Here is a 14,763-nt window from a genome sequence, read left to right on the forward strand (position 1 = left end):
CGAACGCGAACTCAGCTACCGAGCAGGAACTTCGGATCCGCCGTGAGCGCCGCCAGTTCCGGCGCGAAGAACGGCTGCCTGTCCAGCTTCGGATAACCGCTGTAGGAGTACTCCTCCTCCTGCGTGATCGTCACCGTCCAGCCGTTGGCCGCCCGGTAGGACGCCGTCGTCGCATTGCCCTGGGCGGGGTTCACGGGAGAGGCGACCCCGACCTGGTTCCCCGCGACTTCGTAGATCTTGCAGTCGGAGCCCGCAATGCCGTGCATACCGTTGGGCACCGCACACGGATTCGTCGGGCGATTCGGATTCGGCATGGTCACGATGACGGTCAGCTGACCGACCTTGTCGTCCTTGCGCACCGGCACGTACGCCGTGTACTCCCAGACCTCCGGCGTCTCGCCCTTGTTGCTGGAGACCTGCGCCTGGGCTCGGAGCATGCCGCCGTACGTGCCGGGATCCTTGTACTTCAGATCCGGCGCGTCGTACCCGGCGGGCAAGGACGCCTTGGCCAGGTTCAGCAGCTGCGTGCCGCGGTCGGCCTGCGGCCCGTTGGTGGCCGTCCGGTCGGACTGCCCGGCCGGCCACTCCTCGCCCCACTGCGTGTCCGGCATGCCGGGCTTGCCGGGGTTCGAGCTGCTGCTCTGCCCCGCGCCCATCAGGTAGTCCTTCGTGCTCTGCGGGTTCAGCGCGAACGCCGACCCGAGCCCCACGCCGACCACGAGCACGGCGACCGCGGCCCCGGTGATGGACGCCCGCCGCTTGGACCGGGCCTTGTGCGCCCTGTCGAGCGCGACGCCCGGATCCATCGACGGCGGCGGGCTGCTCGCCACCACCACGTCCTGGAAAGCTCGCTTGAGGTCCTGTTCGTTCATCGAACCCTCTCCTGCTCTGAGAGCAGACCGCGCAGCGTCTGCAGCCCCCGCGCGGCCTGACTCTTCACGGTTCCTTCCGAACACTTGAGAACGGAGGCCGTCTGTTCGACGGACATGTCCTCCCAGTACCGCAGGACGAGGCACGCACGCTGCTTCGGAGGCACCTTCGCCAGCGCCTCCAGCAGCACCATCCGTTCCTCGGGGTAGACGCCCGGCGGAGCCGCCGAGTCGGTCAGGTCGTCACTCGCCGACTCGAACCGGAACCACCCGCGCCGTCGCTCGGACAGGAACGTCCTCACCACGATCTGCCTGGTGTAGGCGTCCAGCGCCTCGTGCCGCTCGATCCGCCGCCAAGCCAGGTACAGCTTGGTGAAGGCCTGCTGCACGAGGTCTTCCGCGCGATGCCAATCGCCGCACAGCAGGTACGCCGTGCCGCGCATGACGTCGGAACGGGCCGCGAAGTACTCCTGGAACGCGGCGTCCCGATCACTCATCAGGTTTCCCCCTAATCTGCGGTGCCGGGTTAGTCACGCCACCTGGGGCCTGGCGGGTTGCACGAGGTTCGCGAAACGCATACTGATGTCGTGATTTTCCTGTTGATCCTCGGCGTCCCGGTCGCGCTGGGCCATTTGTACCTGTGGCGGCGGCTGGTCGTGGACACGACGCTCCCCCGCACGCTCGGGCGCCGCATCGGCACCGTGGCGATCGTCGGTGCGTTCGTGACGCTCATGAGCGCCCTGGTCGTGACGCGCAGGGTGCCGCCGGAGTACGGGAAGTTCTTCGCCTGGCCCGGGTTCGTGTGGCTGGCCGTGCTGTTCTACCTGGCGATCGCGCTCGGCGTCGCGGAGATCCCACGCCGGATCCTGCTGAAGCGGGCCGCGCTCACGCCGGTGGCCGCCGGCGCCGGTCCCGCCGAGCCCGTGGAGGTCGTGCCGGACCCGTCGCGGCGGCTGTTCATCGCGCGCTCGGTGGCGATCGGTTCCGGCGTCGCGGCGGGCGGTGTCGTCGGGTACGGCATGACGCAGGCGCTGGGCGACCCGCAGCTGCTGAACGTGCCGGTGACGCTGAACAAGCTGCAGTCGTCGTTGTCCGGCTTCCGGATCGCGGTCGTGAGCGACATCCACCTCGGACCGCTGCTCGGGCGTTCGCACACCGAGCGGATCGTGCGGATGATCAACGAGCAGCAGGCCGACATGGTCGCGATCGTCGGCGACCTGGTGGACGGCACCGTCGCCGAACTGGGCGAGGCCGCGGCGCCGTTGCGGGACCTGGTGTCGAAGCAGGGCAGCTTCTTCGTGACCGGTAACCACGAGTACTTCTCCGGGCACGAGCAGTGGATCGCGGAGCTGGACAGGCTCGGCGTGAACCCGTTGCGCAACGAGGGTTTGACCATCGCCGGCGGCATCGAGGTCGTGGGCGTGAACGACGTGACCGGGAAGTCCTACGACGACGGCCCGGACTTCGGCCGCGCGCTCGCGGGACGAAACCGAAACAACCCCGTAGTCCTCTTGTCACACCAGCCCGTTCAGGTCGCCGACGCGTCTTCACACGGCGTCGACCTCCAGTTGTCCGGTCATACACACGGTGGACAGATGGCGCCGTTCAACTTCCTTGTGCCGCTGCAGCAACCCAGCACCGCCGGGCTGTCGAAGGTGGACGGCACCTGGCTCTACACCAGTCGTGGCGCGGGTTTCTGGGGTCCGCCGGTGCGCGTGGGCGCGCCCCCGGACATCACGATGATCGAGCTGCGTTCTGCTGGCTAAATCACACTCGGCTGTACTGGATTGCGCGATTGCGGTGTCAAGGCCGTAGAGTGGTCGGCCGTGCCCGCGTACGGACCGCGAGGCGGATGAAGGGGGAACCCTGGGGAAATGACCGAGAGCTTCGCCGTCGACCGGCGTTACGAGGCAGAGGCTCGTATTCGGCGTTTCCTGGACCAGGAGAACCCGTCGACACCGTGTCTGGTGATCGACCTCGAGACGATTCGCGCGCGCTACCAGGCGATTCGCGCGGCACTGCCGTCCATCGACATCTTCTACGCGGTCAAGTCGAACCCGGAGTCCGACGTGGTCGCCACGCTGGTCGTGGAGGGTTCGCACTTCGACGTGGCGTCACCGGCGGAGATCGACCTGTGCCTGGCGCGCGGCGCCGCGCCGTCGTCGATCTCCTACAGCAACCCCATCAAGAAGGCCGCTGACATCGCGTACGCCCACTCACGTGGTGTGCGGATGTTCGTGTCGGACAGCGAGCAGGACGTGCGGTTCGTCGCCGAGCACGCGCCCGGTTCGTCCGTACTGGTGCGGATTCTTGTCCACAGCAAGGGTTCCACCTACCCGTTCGGCAACAAGTTCGGTTGCGATCCGGAGATGGCGACGGATCTCTTGCGGCTCGCGCACCAGCTGGGACTCGTTCCTCTCGGCATCGCGTTCCACGCGGGCTCGCAGCAACTCTCCATCGAGGGCTGGGACTCCGGCATCGCCGACGCGGCGTTGATCGCCGCGAAGCTGCGTGCGGAAGGCATCGAGACGTCGACGGTGAACCTGGGCGGCGGGCTTCCCGCCGTGTACCAGGCTTCCACGCCTTCCCTCGACGATTTCGCCGTCGCCATCGAGGCGTCGATCGCCCGCCACTTCGGCGCCGTGCGTCCCAGGGTGATGATCGAGCCCGGCCGCGCGATCTCCGCCGAGGCCGGGATGATCCGTTCGTCGGTCGTGCTGGTGTCGCGGAAGTCCTATTCGGACGAACGCCGCTGGGTGTACGTCGACATCGGCCGCTACCAGGGCCTGGCCGAGACCGAGGGCGAGGCGATCGCCTACGCGTTGCGAACCTCGCGCGACGGCGGCCCGGTCGGCCCGATCGTCCTCGCGGGTCCGACGTGCGACGCGGACGACGTCATCTACCAGCACACCCGCTACGACCTGCCGCTCGACCTGAAGGCGGGTGACCACGTGGACATCCTCCACGCGGGCGCCTACACCTCCTCCTATTCGTCCGTGTGCTTCAACGGCTTCCCGCCGTTGGCCACGTACTGCGTCTAAGCCTGTTCGCAATTCACATAGTTTGGAGTGATTGATGTCCGAAGCGCCCTGTCAGACCGAGGAGACCGTCGGTTTGTTCGCGGGACAGCACGTACTTGCAGAGCTCTCGGGTGTGAGCGCGGATCTGCTCGACGACGAGCAGTTCCTGCGGCACGCCCTTGGTGAGGTTCTCACGCAGGCCGACGCAACCGTGCTGGAGGTGATCTCCAAGAAGTTCGATCCCCAAGGAGTCACCGTGCTGGCCCTGCTGTCGGAATCCCATGCGTCGATCCACACTTATCCCGAAGTGGGTTCGGTGTTCGTCGACGTGTTCACCTGCGGTACCCGTGCGAAACCAGCGCTGGCCGTCCAACTACTCGCTGACGCTCTGGGCGCTGCTCACGTGAGCACGGACCTCGTCACTCGTGGCGTCAAGGAGCATGTCGCGTGAACACGATCAACGAGCCGCTCGCCGATGGCATGACCCGCCACTGGCAGGTGGACGAGGTGCTGGTCGACACCAAAACCGACTTCCAGCACCTGGTGATCGCCCGTACGGCCCAGGGTCTGTCGCTGTTCTGCGACAACGACCGCCAGTCGACGGAGTTCAGCCAGCTGACCTACCACGAGGCCCTGATGGTGCCGGCGCTGCTGCTGGCCGACACCGTCGAGCGCGTGCTGGTCATCGGCTCCTCCGAGGGCGTCGTGTGCCAGATGGCCGTGCAGCACGGCGCTACGGTCGTCGACCACATCGACATCGACGAGCAGGCCGTCAAGCTGTGCGCGGAGCACCTGCCGTACGGCTACACGTCTTCGGAGCTGGCTGCCGCGGAGAAGGGTGACGGCCCGATCCGCGTGCAGTACATCGACGGGTTCGAGTACATCCGCACGACGTCGGAGAAGTACGACATCGTGCTGGTGGACCTGCCCGACGAGCGCGAGGAGGAGGCGCAGCACAACCGCCTGTACGGCGCGGACTTCCTGCGCATGTGCAAGGCGCTGCTGCGTCCCGGCGGCGTCGTCGTCAACCAGTCCGGCTGCCAGACGATGTGGCGCAACACCACCCTGATCCGCTCCTGGCAGCGGTTCAACGAGGTGTTCGACACCGTCGCCTACTACGGCTCCGACGAGCACGAGTGGGCGTACCTGTTCGGCCGCGCGGACGTCGTCGAGGACCCGACCGCGCTGATGGTCGAGCGCCTGAAGACGGCCGGGTACCAGCCGGAGTCGATCGACGACCTGGCACTGGTGGGCAACAGCATTCCGCCCTACCGGGTGCGGCAGTCGCTGGCCTGATCGAAGGCTTCCGAGAGGGGCGCTTCCCGTTCGTGGGAGGCGCCCCTTTCGCTGTCTCCTAGGCGAGTGACCGCTTGAGGAAGTCGACCTGCAGGAGGAGCAGGTTCTCCGCCACCTGTTCCTGCGGGGTCATGTGGGTGACGCCGGACAGCGGCAGCACGGTGTGCGGGCGGCCGGCGGCCAGCAGGGCGTTGGACAGGCGCAGCGTGTGGGCCGCCACCACGTTGTCGTCCGCCAGGCCGTGGATGATCATCAGCGGGCGGGAGAGCTTGTCCGCGTCGGCGATGAGGGAGTTCGAGTCGTAGACCTCGGGCTTGTCGTCCGGGTGGCCGAGGTAGCGCTCGGTGTAGTGGGTGTCGTAGAGGCGCCAGTCGGTCACCGGGGCGCCCGCGATGCCCGCGTGGAAGACGTCCGGGCGGCGCAGGACCGCCAGGGCGCTCAGGTAGCCGCCGTAGGACCAGCCTCGGATCGCCACTCGCGTGAGGTCGAGGTCCGGCTCGATCGTGGCGGCCGCGTGGAGCGCGTCCACCTGGTCCTCGAGGGTGGCGCCCGCGAAGTCGAACGCGATCGCGCGTTCCCAGGCGAGGCCTCGGCCCGGCGTGCCGCGGCCGTCGGCGACGATGACCGCGAAACCCTGGTCCGCCAGCCACTGCGAGGCCAGGAAGGCGTTCTGGGCCGAGATGACGCGCTGGGCGTGCGGGCCGCCGTACGGGTCCATCAGCACCGGGAGCTTGGTGCCGGGAACGTGGCCGGTGGGCAGCAGCAGGGCGGCGCGGAGGGAGCGTTCGCCGAGGGTCAGCATGCGCGGGGACGCCTTGAGGACCGGCGTGTCCGCCCACGACTCGATCACGTGGTCGCCGACTCGCGCCCGCGCGCCGAAAGTGTCCAAAGTGGCCGATACGAGGACAACCGTTCTGCCGCCTCGAACCGCGGAGTGCACACCGTCCTCAGAGGACAGTCGCTCGACGGTCTCGCCGACGGAGTAGACGTGCACCTGCGTCGGGTCGTCGGCCGAGGCGGTGACCAGGATCGAGTCGTCGGCGATGTCGAGCACCCGGCGCACCTGGAGGCCGGAGGTCAGGACGTCGTCGCCCACCCGGAGCGCGTACTCGTCGCCCTCTTCCACGATCCGCACGAGCCGGCCGTCCGGCGTCCAGGCGGGAGCGCCGTCGGTGACCTCGAGCCACGTCGGGTCGGTCTCGGCCGCGAGTTCGGTGACGGCGCCGGTCTCGGGGGCCAGCGTGTAGATCCTGCGGGTGCGCTGGTCGCGGGTCTGCGTGGTGATCAGCGGAGCGCCGCCGGACGACCAGTGCACGTCGTTGAGGTAGTCGAAGTCGAGCAGGACCGGCACGAAGGTGCTGTCCAGCGACACGACGTGCAGCGACACCGCGGCGTTGGCCGTGCCCGCCGCCGGGTAGGCGATCTCGGTGGCCGCGGTGGCGGGGTTCGCCGGGTCGGCGATGTACCAGCGCCGCACCTCGGCGTTGTTCACGCGCGCGACGATGAGGCGGTCGCCGTTCGGCTCCCACCAGTAGCCGCGGTAGCGCGACATCTCCTCGGCCGCGATGAACTCGGCCAGGCCGAACGTCACGTCCTCGCCGTCCGGCTCGGCGACGGCGTAGTCCTCGCCCGAGGACAGCTCGACCGCCCGCAGAGTGCCGTGCGTGACGTACGCCACGCGCCGGCCCGTCGGGTCGACGCGCGGATCGATGACGCCACCGCGCGTCGGCAGTTCACGAACGGCGCCGTCCGTCAGGTCGGCCACGAACAGACGCCCGGACAGCGCGAACGAGGCCACCGAGGCGTCCCGGGAGAGCGCGTAGCCGACGATGCCCGCACCGGACTCACGCGTGCGCTCGCGGCGTGCCTTCTCCTCCGCGGGCAGATCCTCCGGATCGGACAGCAGCGTCGCCGGGTCGGCGAGCAGCCGTTCGACGCCGGTGGACGTGTTCAGCTCCCAGAGCCCGTTCGCACGGCTGGTGGCCGTGGCCGGGCGCAGGAAGAAGACACGTTCGCCGTCCGCTGACACCGCGAAGGTCCTCGGTGCTCCGACGGTGAACCGCTGGGTGCGCGCCTGTTGGCGCGGGAAGGAGATGTCGTTGCCCACCCACCAACACTAACCCGCGCACGCGTGCCGCACTGGGGCTGTGACGTGCACTGCCTGGTGCGATACAGATCGGGTGGGGGTTGTGAGCGTCATGGCCGGGCGTGCGCCGCGGCCTCCTGTCCGCGCCACGGTGGCGAGGGTTGCGGGCGGACGGTGCGAGACGCGAACGGGTGGCGGGTGCGGGTCAGTGGCGCGGAGCACGGGGCGCACTAGCAGTGCGCCGCGAGCCTGACGCCGACCGCGCCGAGCGGAATGCCCGCCCAGCGCGGCCGAACGCCGTGCCGCCTAGCCCACCTTGCTCTTGGGAGGCAACGGGAAGAAGCCGCTGGTGCGCCGCACGTACTCGGCGTAGCCGGGCCGGCGCGACACGATGTCCTTCTCCAGCAACGGTTTGCCGCTGCCCTTCGCAAGCAGCCACGTCATGATCACCGGGCCGATGATCGTGAGCGCGCCGAGCCACGAGTGCAGTGCGAACAGGTACAGGCCCCACCACACGACCGAGTCGCCGAAGTAGTTCGGATGCCTTGTGTAGCGCCACAATCCGCGGTCCATCACGGCGCCCTTGTTCGCCGGGTCCGCACGGAACCGGGAGAGCTGCCAGTCACCGACGGCCTCGAAGACGAAGCCGACCGTCCACACGCCAGCGCCCACCCAATCCAGCACCCCGAAAGGGGCCGAAAGATGCTGTGCGGCCTGGACCGGCAGCGACACGATCCACATCAGCACGGCCTGGAGCAGGTAGACGCGGTACATCCGCAGGCGCGGATTTCCCTTGGCACGCCTCAGGATGTCCTGGTAGCGCGGGTCCTCGTCCTTGCCCCGGTTGCGGGAGTGGATGTGCACGCCCAGGCGTACTCCCCACACCACGGTGAGCGCGGTGACCACCCACTGCCGAGTCGGTTCGCCCTCCGCGAACAGGAGCGTGATCACCGCGATCACGGCGAATCCCGGGCCCCACACGGAGTCGATCAGGTCGTAGCGCTTGCGGGAGTCCGCGTACAGGAACAGGCCGCTGAGCAACAACAAGACCACGACGAAGCTGATCAGGAAGCTCATCGGGCCACCAGCTCACGACGCACTCGCGGCATGCCGCTGCGGCCGTTCTCGCTCCTGCGCACCGCGAGGATCTGGTCCACGCCCATCCTGCCCTCCTCGAACGTCAGCGCGCCGCCCGCGAGGTACAGCCGCCAGACCCGCGCCTGTCCTTCGCCGACCAGGGCGACGACCTCGTCCCACCGCTCTTCGAGCGTCTGCGCCCATGCCCGCACGGTCCAAACGTAGTGCTCGCGCAACGCGTGCACATCGCGGATCTCCAGGCCGGCGCCTTCGAGGAAGCCGGTAGTGGCACTGACCGGGCGCATGTGCATGTCCGGCGCCACGTACGACTCGATGAACGCCCCGCCACCGGGTGCGTTGTGGCCGCGCGACATCTGCTGCAGCAGCAGGCGCCCCTCCGGCTTGAGCAACCGGTACAGCGTCGAGGCGTACTCGGGGTAGTTGCTCTCGCCGACGTGCTCGCCCATCTCGATCGTGGAGATCGCGTCGAACGGTTCGCCGCTCACCTCGCGGTAGTCCTGCAACCGCACCTCGACGCGACCGGTCAGACCCTCGGCCTCGATGCGGCCGAGGATGTGCGCGCGCTGCTGAGCGGAGATCGTCACTCCGGTCGCGTGCACGCCGTAGTGCTTCGCGGCGTGGATGATCATCGAACCCCATCCGCAGCCGACGTCGAGCAGGCGCATGCCCGGCCGCAGGTCGAGTTTGCGGCACACGAGGTCCAGCTTGTTGTGCTGCGCCTGAGCGACCGACTCGTCCTCGGACGTGAAGTACGCACACGAGTAGGCCATGCTCGGATCGAGCACGAGCCGGTAGAAGTCGTTGCTCAGATCGTAGTGATGCGAAATGGCATCACGGTCGCGGCTCTTCGTGTGCAGCGCGCCCCGCAGCCGTGCCTCCTCCTTCGGCGCGTCCGGGTTCGGCCCCAGCACCTTCAGTCGCAATGCGAGTTTCGCGACCTCCGAGAGCCGGGGCCGCCGGGTCACTCCCCGCCGGACGAGCCCCCAGATCTGGGAGAGACCGGTCGCGAGATCACCCTCCACATCGAGCTCCCCGCTCACGTACGCGCGGGCGAGCCCCAGCTCGTTCGGACTCCAGACGAGCCTCCGCAACGCGTCGCGGGAGCGGATCACGAGCACCGTGCCGTCCTGCGGCCCGGCCACACTTCCGTCCCAGGCGCGAAATCCGATTGGCAACGGCGCGCCCAGCACCCTTTCGGCCATTCCCGCCAGCTGACCTGCGACGACCACCCTGCACCTCCTGCGTGACCTGGCTCCGCCAGACGTTCGAGACAGGACGAGGTTCGGTTCGTTTCTGAACCGAGACGCAACCCCGGCCGTATGGCCTGGATAGAGCGAACGGATGGACGAGGAGGACATGAGTGTGATCCGACGTAACCGCATTGCCATCGGGCTCGCCGCGGGACTGGCAGTTGTGCTGGGTCTGGGTGTCTGGAGCGCCACTGGCAGTGGCACGAACTCCAAGCCGGTGGCACAAACCGAAACCGATCTGGGCGTCCTCGGTGACTACGGCGACGTGGGTCAGCCCCCGGTACTCCAGGAGCCCGCACAGGCCCCCGAAGCCCCAGTTCAGCAGCAGGCCCCGGAAGTTCCGGCCGCGCAGCCCCCTGCGGCGCAGCCCCCCGCAGCAGCCCCGGTCAGCACGTTGAGGCTGGTCGGCAAGAGCGTGGACAAGATGGGCCAGGTCGTCCAGGACGGCGATGGCCGCACCCTTTACCGCTTCGACAAGGACGTCCCGAAGCCTGAAGGCAAGTCCAACTGCAACGACCAGTGCGCCGTGACGTGGCCGCCGATGATCTCGGACACGATCCCGCAGCTGGAAGGCGTCGACTCGAAGCTGGTCTCGCTGATCACCCGCGCTGACGGCAAGAAGCAGGTCGCCATCGACGGCTGGGCTCTCTACACGTATTCGAAGGACCCGGCGCCGGGCAAGTGGGCCGGCCAGGGCATCGGCGGCACGTGGTTCGTGATCCAGCCCAACGGCAAGCGCAACGTCGAGTGCCTCCCGCCTGGTGTGACGGCGCCGGCCGCGTAACCCCACAGCATCCCGTTAGGACGGTCCATCTGAGACACACATCACCCTGACACGGTGAAACCCCGGCCCTGGGGAAGGGGCCGGGGTTCCCGTCGTTTCGCTCCAGGGTCATCAAAGCCGAAGGGGCGCCACCGAATCTCCGGTGGCGCCCCTTCGGTTTCTCGGATCAGAGCGTGGAGTACAGCGGGTGCTTCGCCGCCAGAACCTCAACGCGCGCACGCAGTTCGTCGATCGCCGCGCCCGGCTTCAGGGCCTCCGCGATCACGTCGGCGACCTCGGTGAAGTCCACCTCGCCGAACCCGCGGGTGGCGAGCGCCGGCGTACCGATCCGCAGACCGGACGTCACCATCGGCGGACGCGGGTCGTTGGGAACGGCGTTGCGGTTGACCGTGATGCCGATCTGGTGCAGCACGTCCTCGGCCTGCTTGCCGTCCAGCTCGGAGTTCACCAGGTCGACCAGCACCAGGTGCACGTCGGTGCCCCCGGTCAGCACCTTCACGCCGGCCGCGGCGACGTCCGCCTGCGACAGCCGCTCGGCCAGGATCCGCGAACCTTCCAGCGTGCGACGCTGACGGTCGGCGAACTCCGGCGAGGCGGCGTGCTTGAACGCCACGGCCTTCGCCGCGATGACGTGCTCCAGCGGACCGCCCTGCTGGCCGGGGAACACCGCCGAGTTGATCTTCTTCGCGATGTCGGCGTCGTTCGACAGGATCACGCCACCACGGGGACCGCCGAGGGTCTTGTGGGTCGTGGTCGTCGTGACGTGCGCGTGCGGCACGGGCGACGGGTGCAGGTCGGCGGCGACGAGGCCGGCGAAGTGCGCCATGTCGACCATCAGGTAGGCCTCGACCGAGTCCGCGATGCGGCGGAACTCGGCGAAGTCCAGCTGGCGCGGGTACGCGGACCAGCCGGCGACGATCAGCTTCGGGCGGTGCTCGGTCGCAAGGCGCTCGACCTCGGCCATGTCGACGCGGCCGTCGGAGTCCGCGACGTGGTACGGCACGACGTTGTAGAGCTTGCCGGAGAAGTTGATGCGCATGCCGTGCGTCAGGTGACCGCCGTGCGCGAGGTCCAGGCCCAGGATCGTGTCGCCGGGCTGGAGCAGCGCGAACATCGCGGCCGCGTTGGCCTGCGCGCCCGAGTGCGGCTGGACGTTCGCGAAGCCCGCGCCGAAGAGCGACTTGATGCGCTCGATGGCGAGACGCTCGACGACGTCCACGTGCTCGCAGCCGCCGTAGTAGCGACGGCCGGGGTAGCCCTCGGCGTACTTGTTGGTGAGGACGGAGCCCTGGGCCTGCAGCACCGAGACGGGCGTGAAGTTCTCCGAGGCGATCATCTCGAGAGTGCCCTGCTGGCGCGCCAACTCGGCCGCAACGGCTTCGGCGACCTCGGGGTCGTACTCCGCGAGGGAAGCGTTGAACTGGTCGGACATCTGGAGAATCTCCCTACTTGGCGCGCTTGTAGAACGGAAGTGCGACGACCTCGACCGGCTGCTTCTTGCCGCGGACGTCGACCAGCAACTGGGTGCCCGGCTCGGCACTGGCCTTGGTCACGTAGGCCATGGCGACGGAGTAGCCGAGGGTCGGGGACAGCGCGCCCGACGTCACCTCGCCCACGACCTCGTCACCGTTGAGCACCGCGTAACCGTGGCGCGGGGCACGGCGCTCGGGGGTCTTCAGTCCGACCAGGACCGAGTCCACCCCGGACTCGGCGACCTTGGCCAGCGCGTCGCGGCCCACGAAGTCGCCGGGCTTGTCGAGCTTCACGACCCGGCCCAGGTTCGCGTTGTACGGCGTCAGCGACGTCGTGAGCTCGTTGCCGTACAAGGGCATTCCGGCTTCGAGACGCAACGTGTCGCGGCAACCGAGACCGCACGGCTTGAGCTCGTGCGCCTCGCCGGCGGACAGCAGCGCGGCCCAGACGGCCGGCGCGTCGGCGGGCGCGACGAAGAGCTCGAAGCCCTCCTCACCCGTGTAGCCCGTGCGCGCGAGCAACGCGTCGACACCGGCCACGGTGGAAGGGTACGAGGCGTAGTACTTGACTGACGCCAGATCCGTCTCGGTCAGGCCGGACAGGATCTCGACCGACTTCGGGCCCTGGATCGCGATCAACGCGTAGTCGGTCGACCTGTCCGTGACGACGGTGTCGAAACCGGCGGCGCGCTCGACGAGGGCCTCGGCGACGACCAGAGCGTTGGAAGCGTTCGCGACGACCATGAACTCCTGGTCGCCCAGGCGGTACGCGATCAGGTCGTCCAGCACGCCGCCGTCGGCCTGGGTGATCATCGTGTAGCGGGCCTTGCCGACGGCCAGCGCGGAGATGTGGCCGACCAGCGCGTGGTCGAGGGCCTCGCCCGCCTGCGGTCCGGTCAGGACGATCTCACCCATGTGCGTGAGGTCGAACAGGCCCGCGGTGGTGCGCACCGCGTGGTGCTCGGCGAGCTCGGACGAGTAGCGCAGCGGCATCCGCCAGCCCGCGAAGTCGGTGAACATCGCGCCGAGCTGCTCGTGCTCGGCGTTCAGAGGCGTGAGGCGGGACATCAGAACGCTCCTCCAGGGTGCGCCGAAGAGCCGGACGCGGCCGGCTGAGGCATCAGAAGAATGACACGGTCCATCGGAGACTCCTCACTAGAGCGAGCCTCCCCCTCTGTCATGAGCCTGAGAGCTTCACCACCGAGGTGGCTTGCACCGTGGGCGAGGCTGCCGAGCAGCCTGCTTTCCAGAGTTGCCTTCGTCGCGCGGTACCTGTGCCTGAGAGATTCCGGGGAGGGATTGCTCCTTCGGCGCCCCTGCTGGAGGGGTCTCTTCCGCGCGACATCGACGGCCGTGTTCAGTTGGTAGCCCCAGACGCTAGCAGGCCAAACGTCACAGCGGCACGCCCTGCGCCGTCTTCTCGACCACCTTGCGCTCCGCCCAGAACGACAGGAACGGGACCGTGCCGGCGAGCAGCACCAGCAGGGTGCCCTTGATCGACCAGCGGAGCTTGAGCGCCAGGTCGACGGAAATCACCAGGTAGATGGCGTAGAGGAAGCCGTGGATCGGGCCGACGACCTTCATCGCGCCGCCCATGTCCGCGGCGTACTTGAGCACCATGGCCACGACCAGGAGCAGCAGGAAGACTCCGACCACGTAAGCCATGACCCTGAACCGGGTCAACGCACCCTTCATCTGCCCGCCTTCGCTCAACGACCGTCCCGCGCGTTGAGGTTCGCGAGCATGCGGTTGTAGGCCGCGAGCTCCGCGTCTTCTTCGTCGTCGAAGTGCTCGACAGGCGCGGGTTTGACGGCGTCAACGGTAGCCATCGGCTTCGGGGCGGCCGCAACCGGCTCGGGTGCGAGATCCGCCTCACGGTTCTGGCGCGCCAAACGACGGAACCGCCACACCATGAAGAGGGGGAAGAGGCCGAAGAGCGGCCACTGGAGCACGTATCCGAGATTCTGGAACGTGCCGCTGGCGGACTCGAAGCGCTGCCACTGCCACCACGCGAGTCCGCAACAGGCGACCAACGCCGCCAGACAGGCGAACGCGATCAGCACTCGTTGGGGGGTAAGGAGGCCGCGCACGACCTCCACACTACTGGGGAGTTGTCCCGGGAGTCCGGGAGCCCTTGCGGGGGCCCCGGGGACTTGGGGAGCCCTTCCGGGGGTCTGGGGGCCGCCCCCGGCGAAAAACACTCCGAAGTCAGCTTTGGCGAGCGCGCTCCGCGAGCGCGCCGCACCGCTGACGTAGGGCTGCCGCCTCCGGCAGCCCGTTCCTACTTACGCCACGCCGTCCCGGCGCTGCCTCTGCAGACGAGCAACGCACCAGGCTGCGGCAGAACCGCGGCGAAGGTGCTGGAGAACCGTCATCGGTCCCAGGCGCCTCCCGAGATCGGCAGGAGACAGGCCGGCCGCGCGGTAGTCGAGCGCGCGCTGGTCCAACGGGCTGATGCCCGCGTCCCACCACTGCTCGGCTTCGGCGACGTCGCCCACCAGCTGCCAGTAGCTCGCCGCGGCGGCGAGCAGTGCCTCGGGTGCCTCCGGCGCCCGCTTGCGCATCGCGGCCACGTAGGCCGGATCCGCCGAGTCGACCTTGACCAAGCCACGCGACCCGCTCCTGCCTCCCCGCTGCACGGGGATGCCTGGCGCCGAGGGGGGAGCCTCCGCGAGCCACGCGTTCTTGATCCGGTTCACCTCCTGCATCTCTGCGTCGTCAGACCGTTCAGCCGCCCACTGCTGCAACAGCTCGTGGACCCCGGAGTCCTCGACCATATGTGCCTCCTCGTCGGTCGGGGATCGGCCATTGCAGCGGAAGGTATTCGGTAGGTCTGACAATCGCCAGACCCTGAATCCCCAGAACACCCGTTACCAGTGCGTGATTGG

At 68.4% G+C, this 14,763-nt stretch carries 15 protein-coding genes and 2 riboswitches; of the genes, 5 read left to right on the forward strand and 10 right to left on the reverse strand.

The window, feature by feature from the left end:
* Nucleotides 1-11: 11 nt before the first annotated feature.
* Together ACIRG5_RS16125 and ACIRG5_RS16130 are read right to left on the reverse strand one after the other, a co-directional pair.
* Complete coding sequence (locus tag ACIRG5_RS16125; protein WP_402905316.1) at nt 12-872, reverse strand: hypothetical protein; 861 nt, start codon at nt 870-872, stop codon at nt 12-14.
* The gene (locus tag ACIRG5_RS16130) at nt 869-1,366 is read right to left on the reverse strand and encodes a SigE family RNA polymerase sigma factor (protein WP_402905318.1); all 498 of its coding nucleotides are present in this window, start codon (nt 1,364-1,366) and stop codon (nt 869-871) included. The genes ACIRG5_RS16125 and ACIRG5_RS16130 overlap by 4 nt, the downstream gene beginning before the upstream one ends.
* 90 nt (nt 1,367-1,456) lie before the next feature.
* Here ACIRG5_RS16130 and ACIRG5_RS16135 point away from each other — a divergent pair, with 90 nt between their 5' ends.
* From ACIRG5_RS16135 to ACIRG5_RS16150, 4 genes are all read left to right on the forward strand, one after another.
* Complete coding sequence (locus ACIRG5_RS16135) at nt 1,457-2,635, forward strand: metallophosphoesterase (RefSeq protein ID WP_402905319.1); 1,179 nt, start codon at nt 1,457-1,459, stop codon at nt 2,633-2,635.
* Nucleotides 2,636-2,743: 108 nt separating this feature from the next.
* Complete coding sequence (locus ACIRG5_RS16140; protein ID WP_402905321.1) at nt 2,744-3,910, forward strand: type III PLP-dependent enzyme; 1,167 nt, start codon at nt 2,744-2,746, stop codon at nt 3,908-3,910.
* A gap of 34 nt (nt 3,911-3,944) precedes the next feature.
* The gene (gene speD, locus ACIRG5_RS16145) at nt 3,945-4,340 is read left to right on the forward strand and encodes an adenosylmethionine decarboxylase (RefSeq protein ID WP_319977204.1); all 396 of its coding nucleotides are present in this window, start codon (nt 3,945-3,947) and stop codon (nt 4,338-4,340) included.
* 29 nt (nt 4,341-4,369) lie between these two features.
* Nucleotides 4,370-5,185: a spermidine synthase gene (locus ACIRG5_RS16150; protein ID WP_402906169.1), complete on the forward strand. Its 816-nt coding sequence runs from the start codon at nt 4,370-4,372 to the stop codon at nt 5,183-5,185.
* A gap of 58 nt (nt 5,186-5,243) precedes the next feature.
* Here ACIRG5_RS16150 and ACIRG5_RS16155 read toward each other — a convergent pair whose 3' ends face one another.
* The 3 genes from ACIRG5_RS16155 to ACIRG5_RS16165 form a co-directional block, all read right to left on the reverse strand.
* Nucleotides 5,244-7,292, reverse strand: coding sequence for a prolyl oligopeptidase family serine peptidase (locus ACIRG5_RS16155; RefSeq protein ID WP_402905323.1), 2,049 nt, complete (start codon nt 7,290-7,292; stop codon nt 5,244-5,246).
* Nucleotides 7,293-7,577: 285 nt separating this feature from the next.
* Nucleotides 7,578-8,348, reverse strand: coding sequence for a DUF1295 domain-containing protein (locus ACIRG5_RS16160; protein ID WP_402905325.1), 771 nt, complete (start codon nt 8,346-8,348; stop codon nt 7,578-7,580).
* The gene (locus ACIRG5_RS16165) at nt 8,345-9,571 is read right to left on the reverse strand and encodes a class I SAM-dependent methyltransferase (protein WP_402906171.1); all 1,227 of its coding nucleotides are present in this window, start codon (nt 9,569-9,571) and stop codon (nt 8,345-8,347) included. Before ACIRG5_RS16165 ends, ACIRG5_RS16160 begins: the two co-directional genes overlap by 4 nt.
* A 154-nt stretch (nt 9,572-9,725) precedes the next feature.
* On the opposite strand from ACIRG5_RS16165, the gene ACIRG5_RS16170 reads away from it, so the two are divergent.
* Nucleotides 9,726-10,403, forward strand: a complete 678-nt coding sequence (locus ACIRG5_RS16170) for a hypothetical protein (protein ID WP_402905326.1) — start codon at nt 9,726-9,728, stop codon at nt 10,401-10,403.
* Between the two features lie 166 nt (nt 10,404-10,569).
* Here ACIRG5_RS16170 and glyA read toward each other — a convergent pair whose 3' ends face one another.
* The 5 genes from glyA to ACIRG5_RS16195 all read right to left on the reverse strand — a co-directional run bounded on the left by glyA (nt 10,570) and on the right by ACIRG5_RS16195 (nt 14,652).
* Nucleotides 10,570-11,835 carry a serine hydroxymethyltransferase gene (gene glyA / locus ACIRG5_RS16175; RefSeq protein ID WP_360041396.1) on the reverse strand — a complete coding sequence of 422 codons (1,266 nt, stop codon included), beginning with the start codon at nt 11,833-11,835 and terminating at the stop codon, nt 10,570-10,572.
* Nucleotides 11,836-11,848: 13 nt separating this feature from the next.
* Nucleotides 11,849-12,943 (reverse strand): glycine cleavage system aminomethyltransferase GcvT, encoded by a 1,095-nt coding sequence (gene gcvT, locus ACIRG5_RS16180; RefSeq protein WP_402905328.1) that lies wholly within the window; start codon nt 12,941-12,943, stop codon nt 11,849-11,851.
* Between the two features lie 96 nt (nt 12,944-13,039).
* Nucleotides 13,040-13,131: riboswitch (glycine riboswitch) on the reverse strand.
* Nucleotides 13,132-13,222: riboswitch (glycine riboswitch) on the reverse strand. It abuts the riboswitch before it with no gap.
* A 45-nt stretch (nt 13,223-13,267) separates the two neighbouring features.
* Complete coding sequence (locus ACIRG5_RS16185) at nt 13,268-13,570, reverse strand: DUF3817 domain-containing protein (RefSeq protein WP_093597120.1); 303 nt, start codon at nt 13,568-13,570, stop codon at nt 13,268-13,270.
* A gap of 14 nt (nt 13,571-13,584) precedes the next feature.
* Nucleotides 13,585-13,938, reverse strand: coding sequence for a hypothetical protein (locus tag ACIRG5_RS16190; RefSeq protein WP_402905330.1), 354 nt, complete (start codon nt 13,936-13,938; stop codon nt 13,585-13,587).
* 222 nt (nt 13,939-14,160) lie between these two features.
* Nucleotides 14,161-14,652, reverse strand: coding sequence for a transcriptional regulator (locus ACIRG5_RS16195; RefSeq protein WP_090012227.1), 492 nt, complete (start codon nt 14,650-14,652; stop codon nt 14,161-14,163).
* Nucleotides 14,653-14,763: the final 111 nt, after the last annotated feature.

This window comes from Lentzea sp. NPDC102401 (assembly GCF_044765805.1).
In the GTDB taxonomy this organism is placed as follows: domain Bacteria; phylum Actinomycetota; class Actinomycetes; order Mycobacteriales; family Pseudonocardiaceae; genus Lentzea; species Lentzea sokolovensis.

What these genes read in the sequence shown, in the direction of transcription:
- gcvT (WP_402905328.1), bottom strand. Translation starts at nt 12,943, where the DNA reads ATGTCCCGCCTCACGCCTCTGAACGCCGAGCACGAGCAGCTCGGCGCG.
- ACIRG5_RS16165 (WP_402906171.1), bottom strand. Translation starts at nt 9,571, where the DNA reads ATGGCCGAAAGGGTGCTGGGCGCGCCGTTGCCAATCGGATTTCGCGCC.
- ACIRG5_RS16125 (WP_402905316.1), bottom strand. Translation starts at nt 872, where the DNA reads ATGAACGAACAGGACCTCAAGCGAGCTTTCCAGGACGTGGTGGTGGCG.
- ACIRG5_RS16170 (WP_402905326.1), top strand. Translation starts at nt 9,726, where the DNA reads ATGAGTGTGATCCGACGTAACCGCATTGCCATCGGGCTCGCCGCGGGA.
- ACIRG5_RS16150 (WP_402906169.1), top strand. Translation starts at nt 4,370, where the DNA reads ATGACCCGCCACTGGCAGGTGGACGAGGTGCTGGTCGACACCAAAACC.
- ACIRG5_RS16140 (WP_402905321.1), top strand. Translation starts at nt 2,744, where the DNA reads ATGACCGAGAGCTTCGCCGTCGACCGGCGTTACGAGGCAGAGGCTCGT.
- ACIRG5_RS16185 (WP_093597120.1), bottom strand. Translation starts at nt 13,570, where the DNA reads ATGAAGGGTGCGTTGACCCGGTTCAGGGTCATGGCTTACGTGGTCGGA.
- ACIRG5_RS16130 (WP_402905318.1), bottom strand. Translation starts at nt 1,366, where the DNA reads ATGAGTGATCGGGACGCCGCGTTCCAGGAGTACTTCGCGGCCCGTTCC.
- speD (WP_319977204.1), top strand. Translation starts at nt 3,945, where the DNA reads ATGTCCGAAGCGCCCTGTCAGACCGAGGAGACCGTCGGTTTGTTCGCG.
- ACIRG5_RS16195 (WP_090012227.1), bottom strand. Translation starts at nt 14,652, where the DNA reads ATGGTCGAGGACTCCGGGGTCCACGAGCTGTTGCAGCAGTGGGCGGCT.
- ACIRG5_RS16160 (WP_402905325.1), bottom strand. Translation starts at nt 8,348, where the DNA reads ATGAGCTTCCTGATCAGCTTCGTCGTGGTCTTGTTGTTGCTCAGCGGC.
- glyA (WP_360041396.1), bottom strand. Translation starts at nt 11,835, where the DNA reads ATGTCCGACCAGTTCAACGCTTCCCTCGCGGAGTACGACCCCGAGGTC.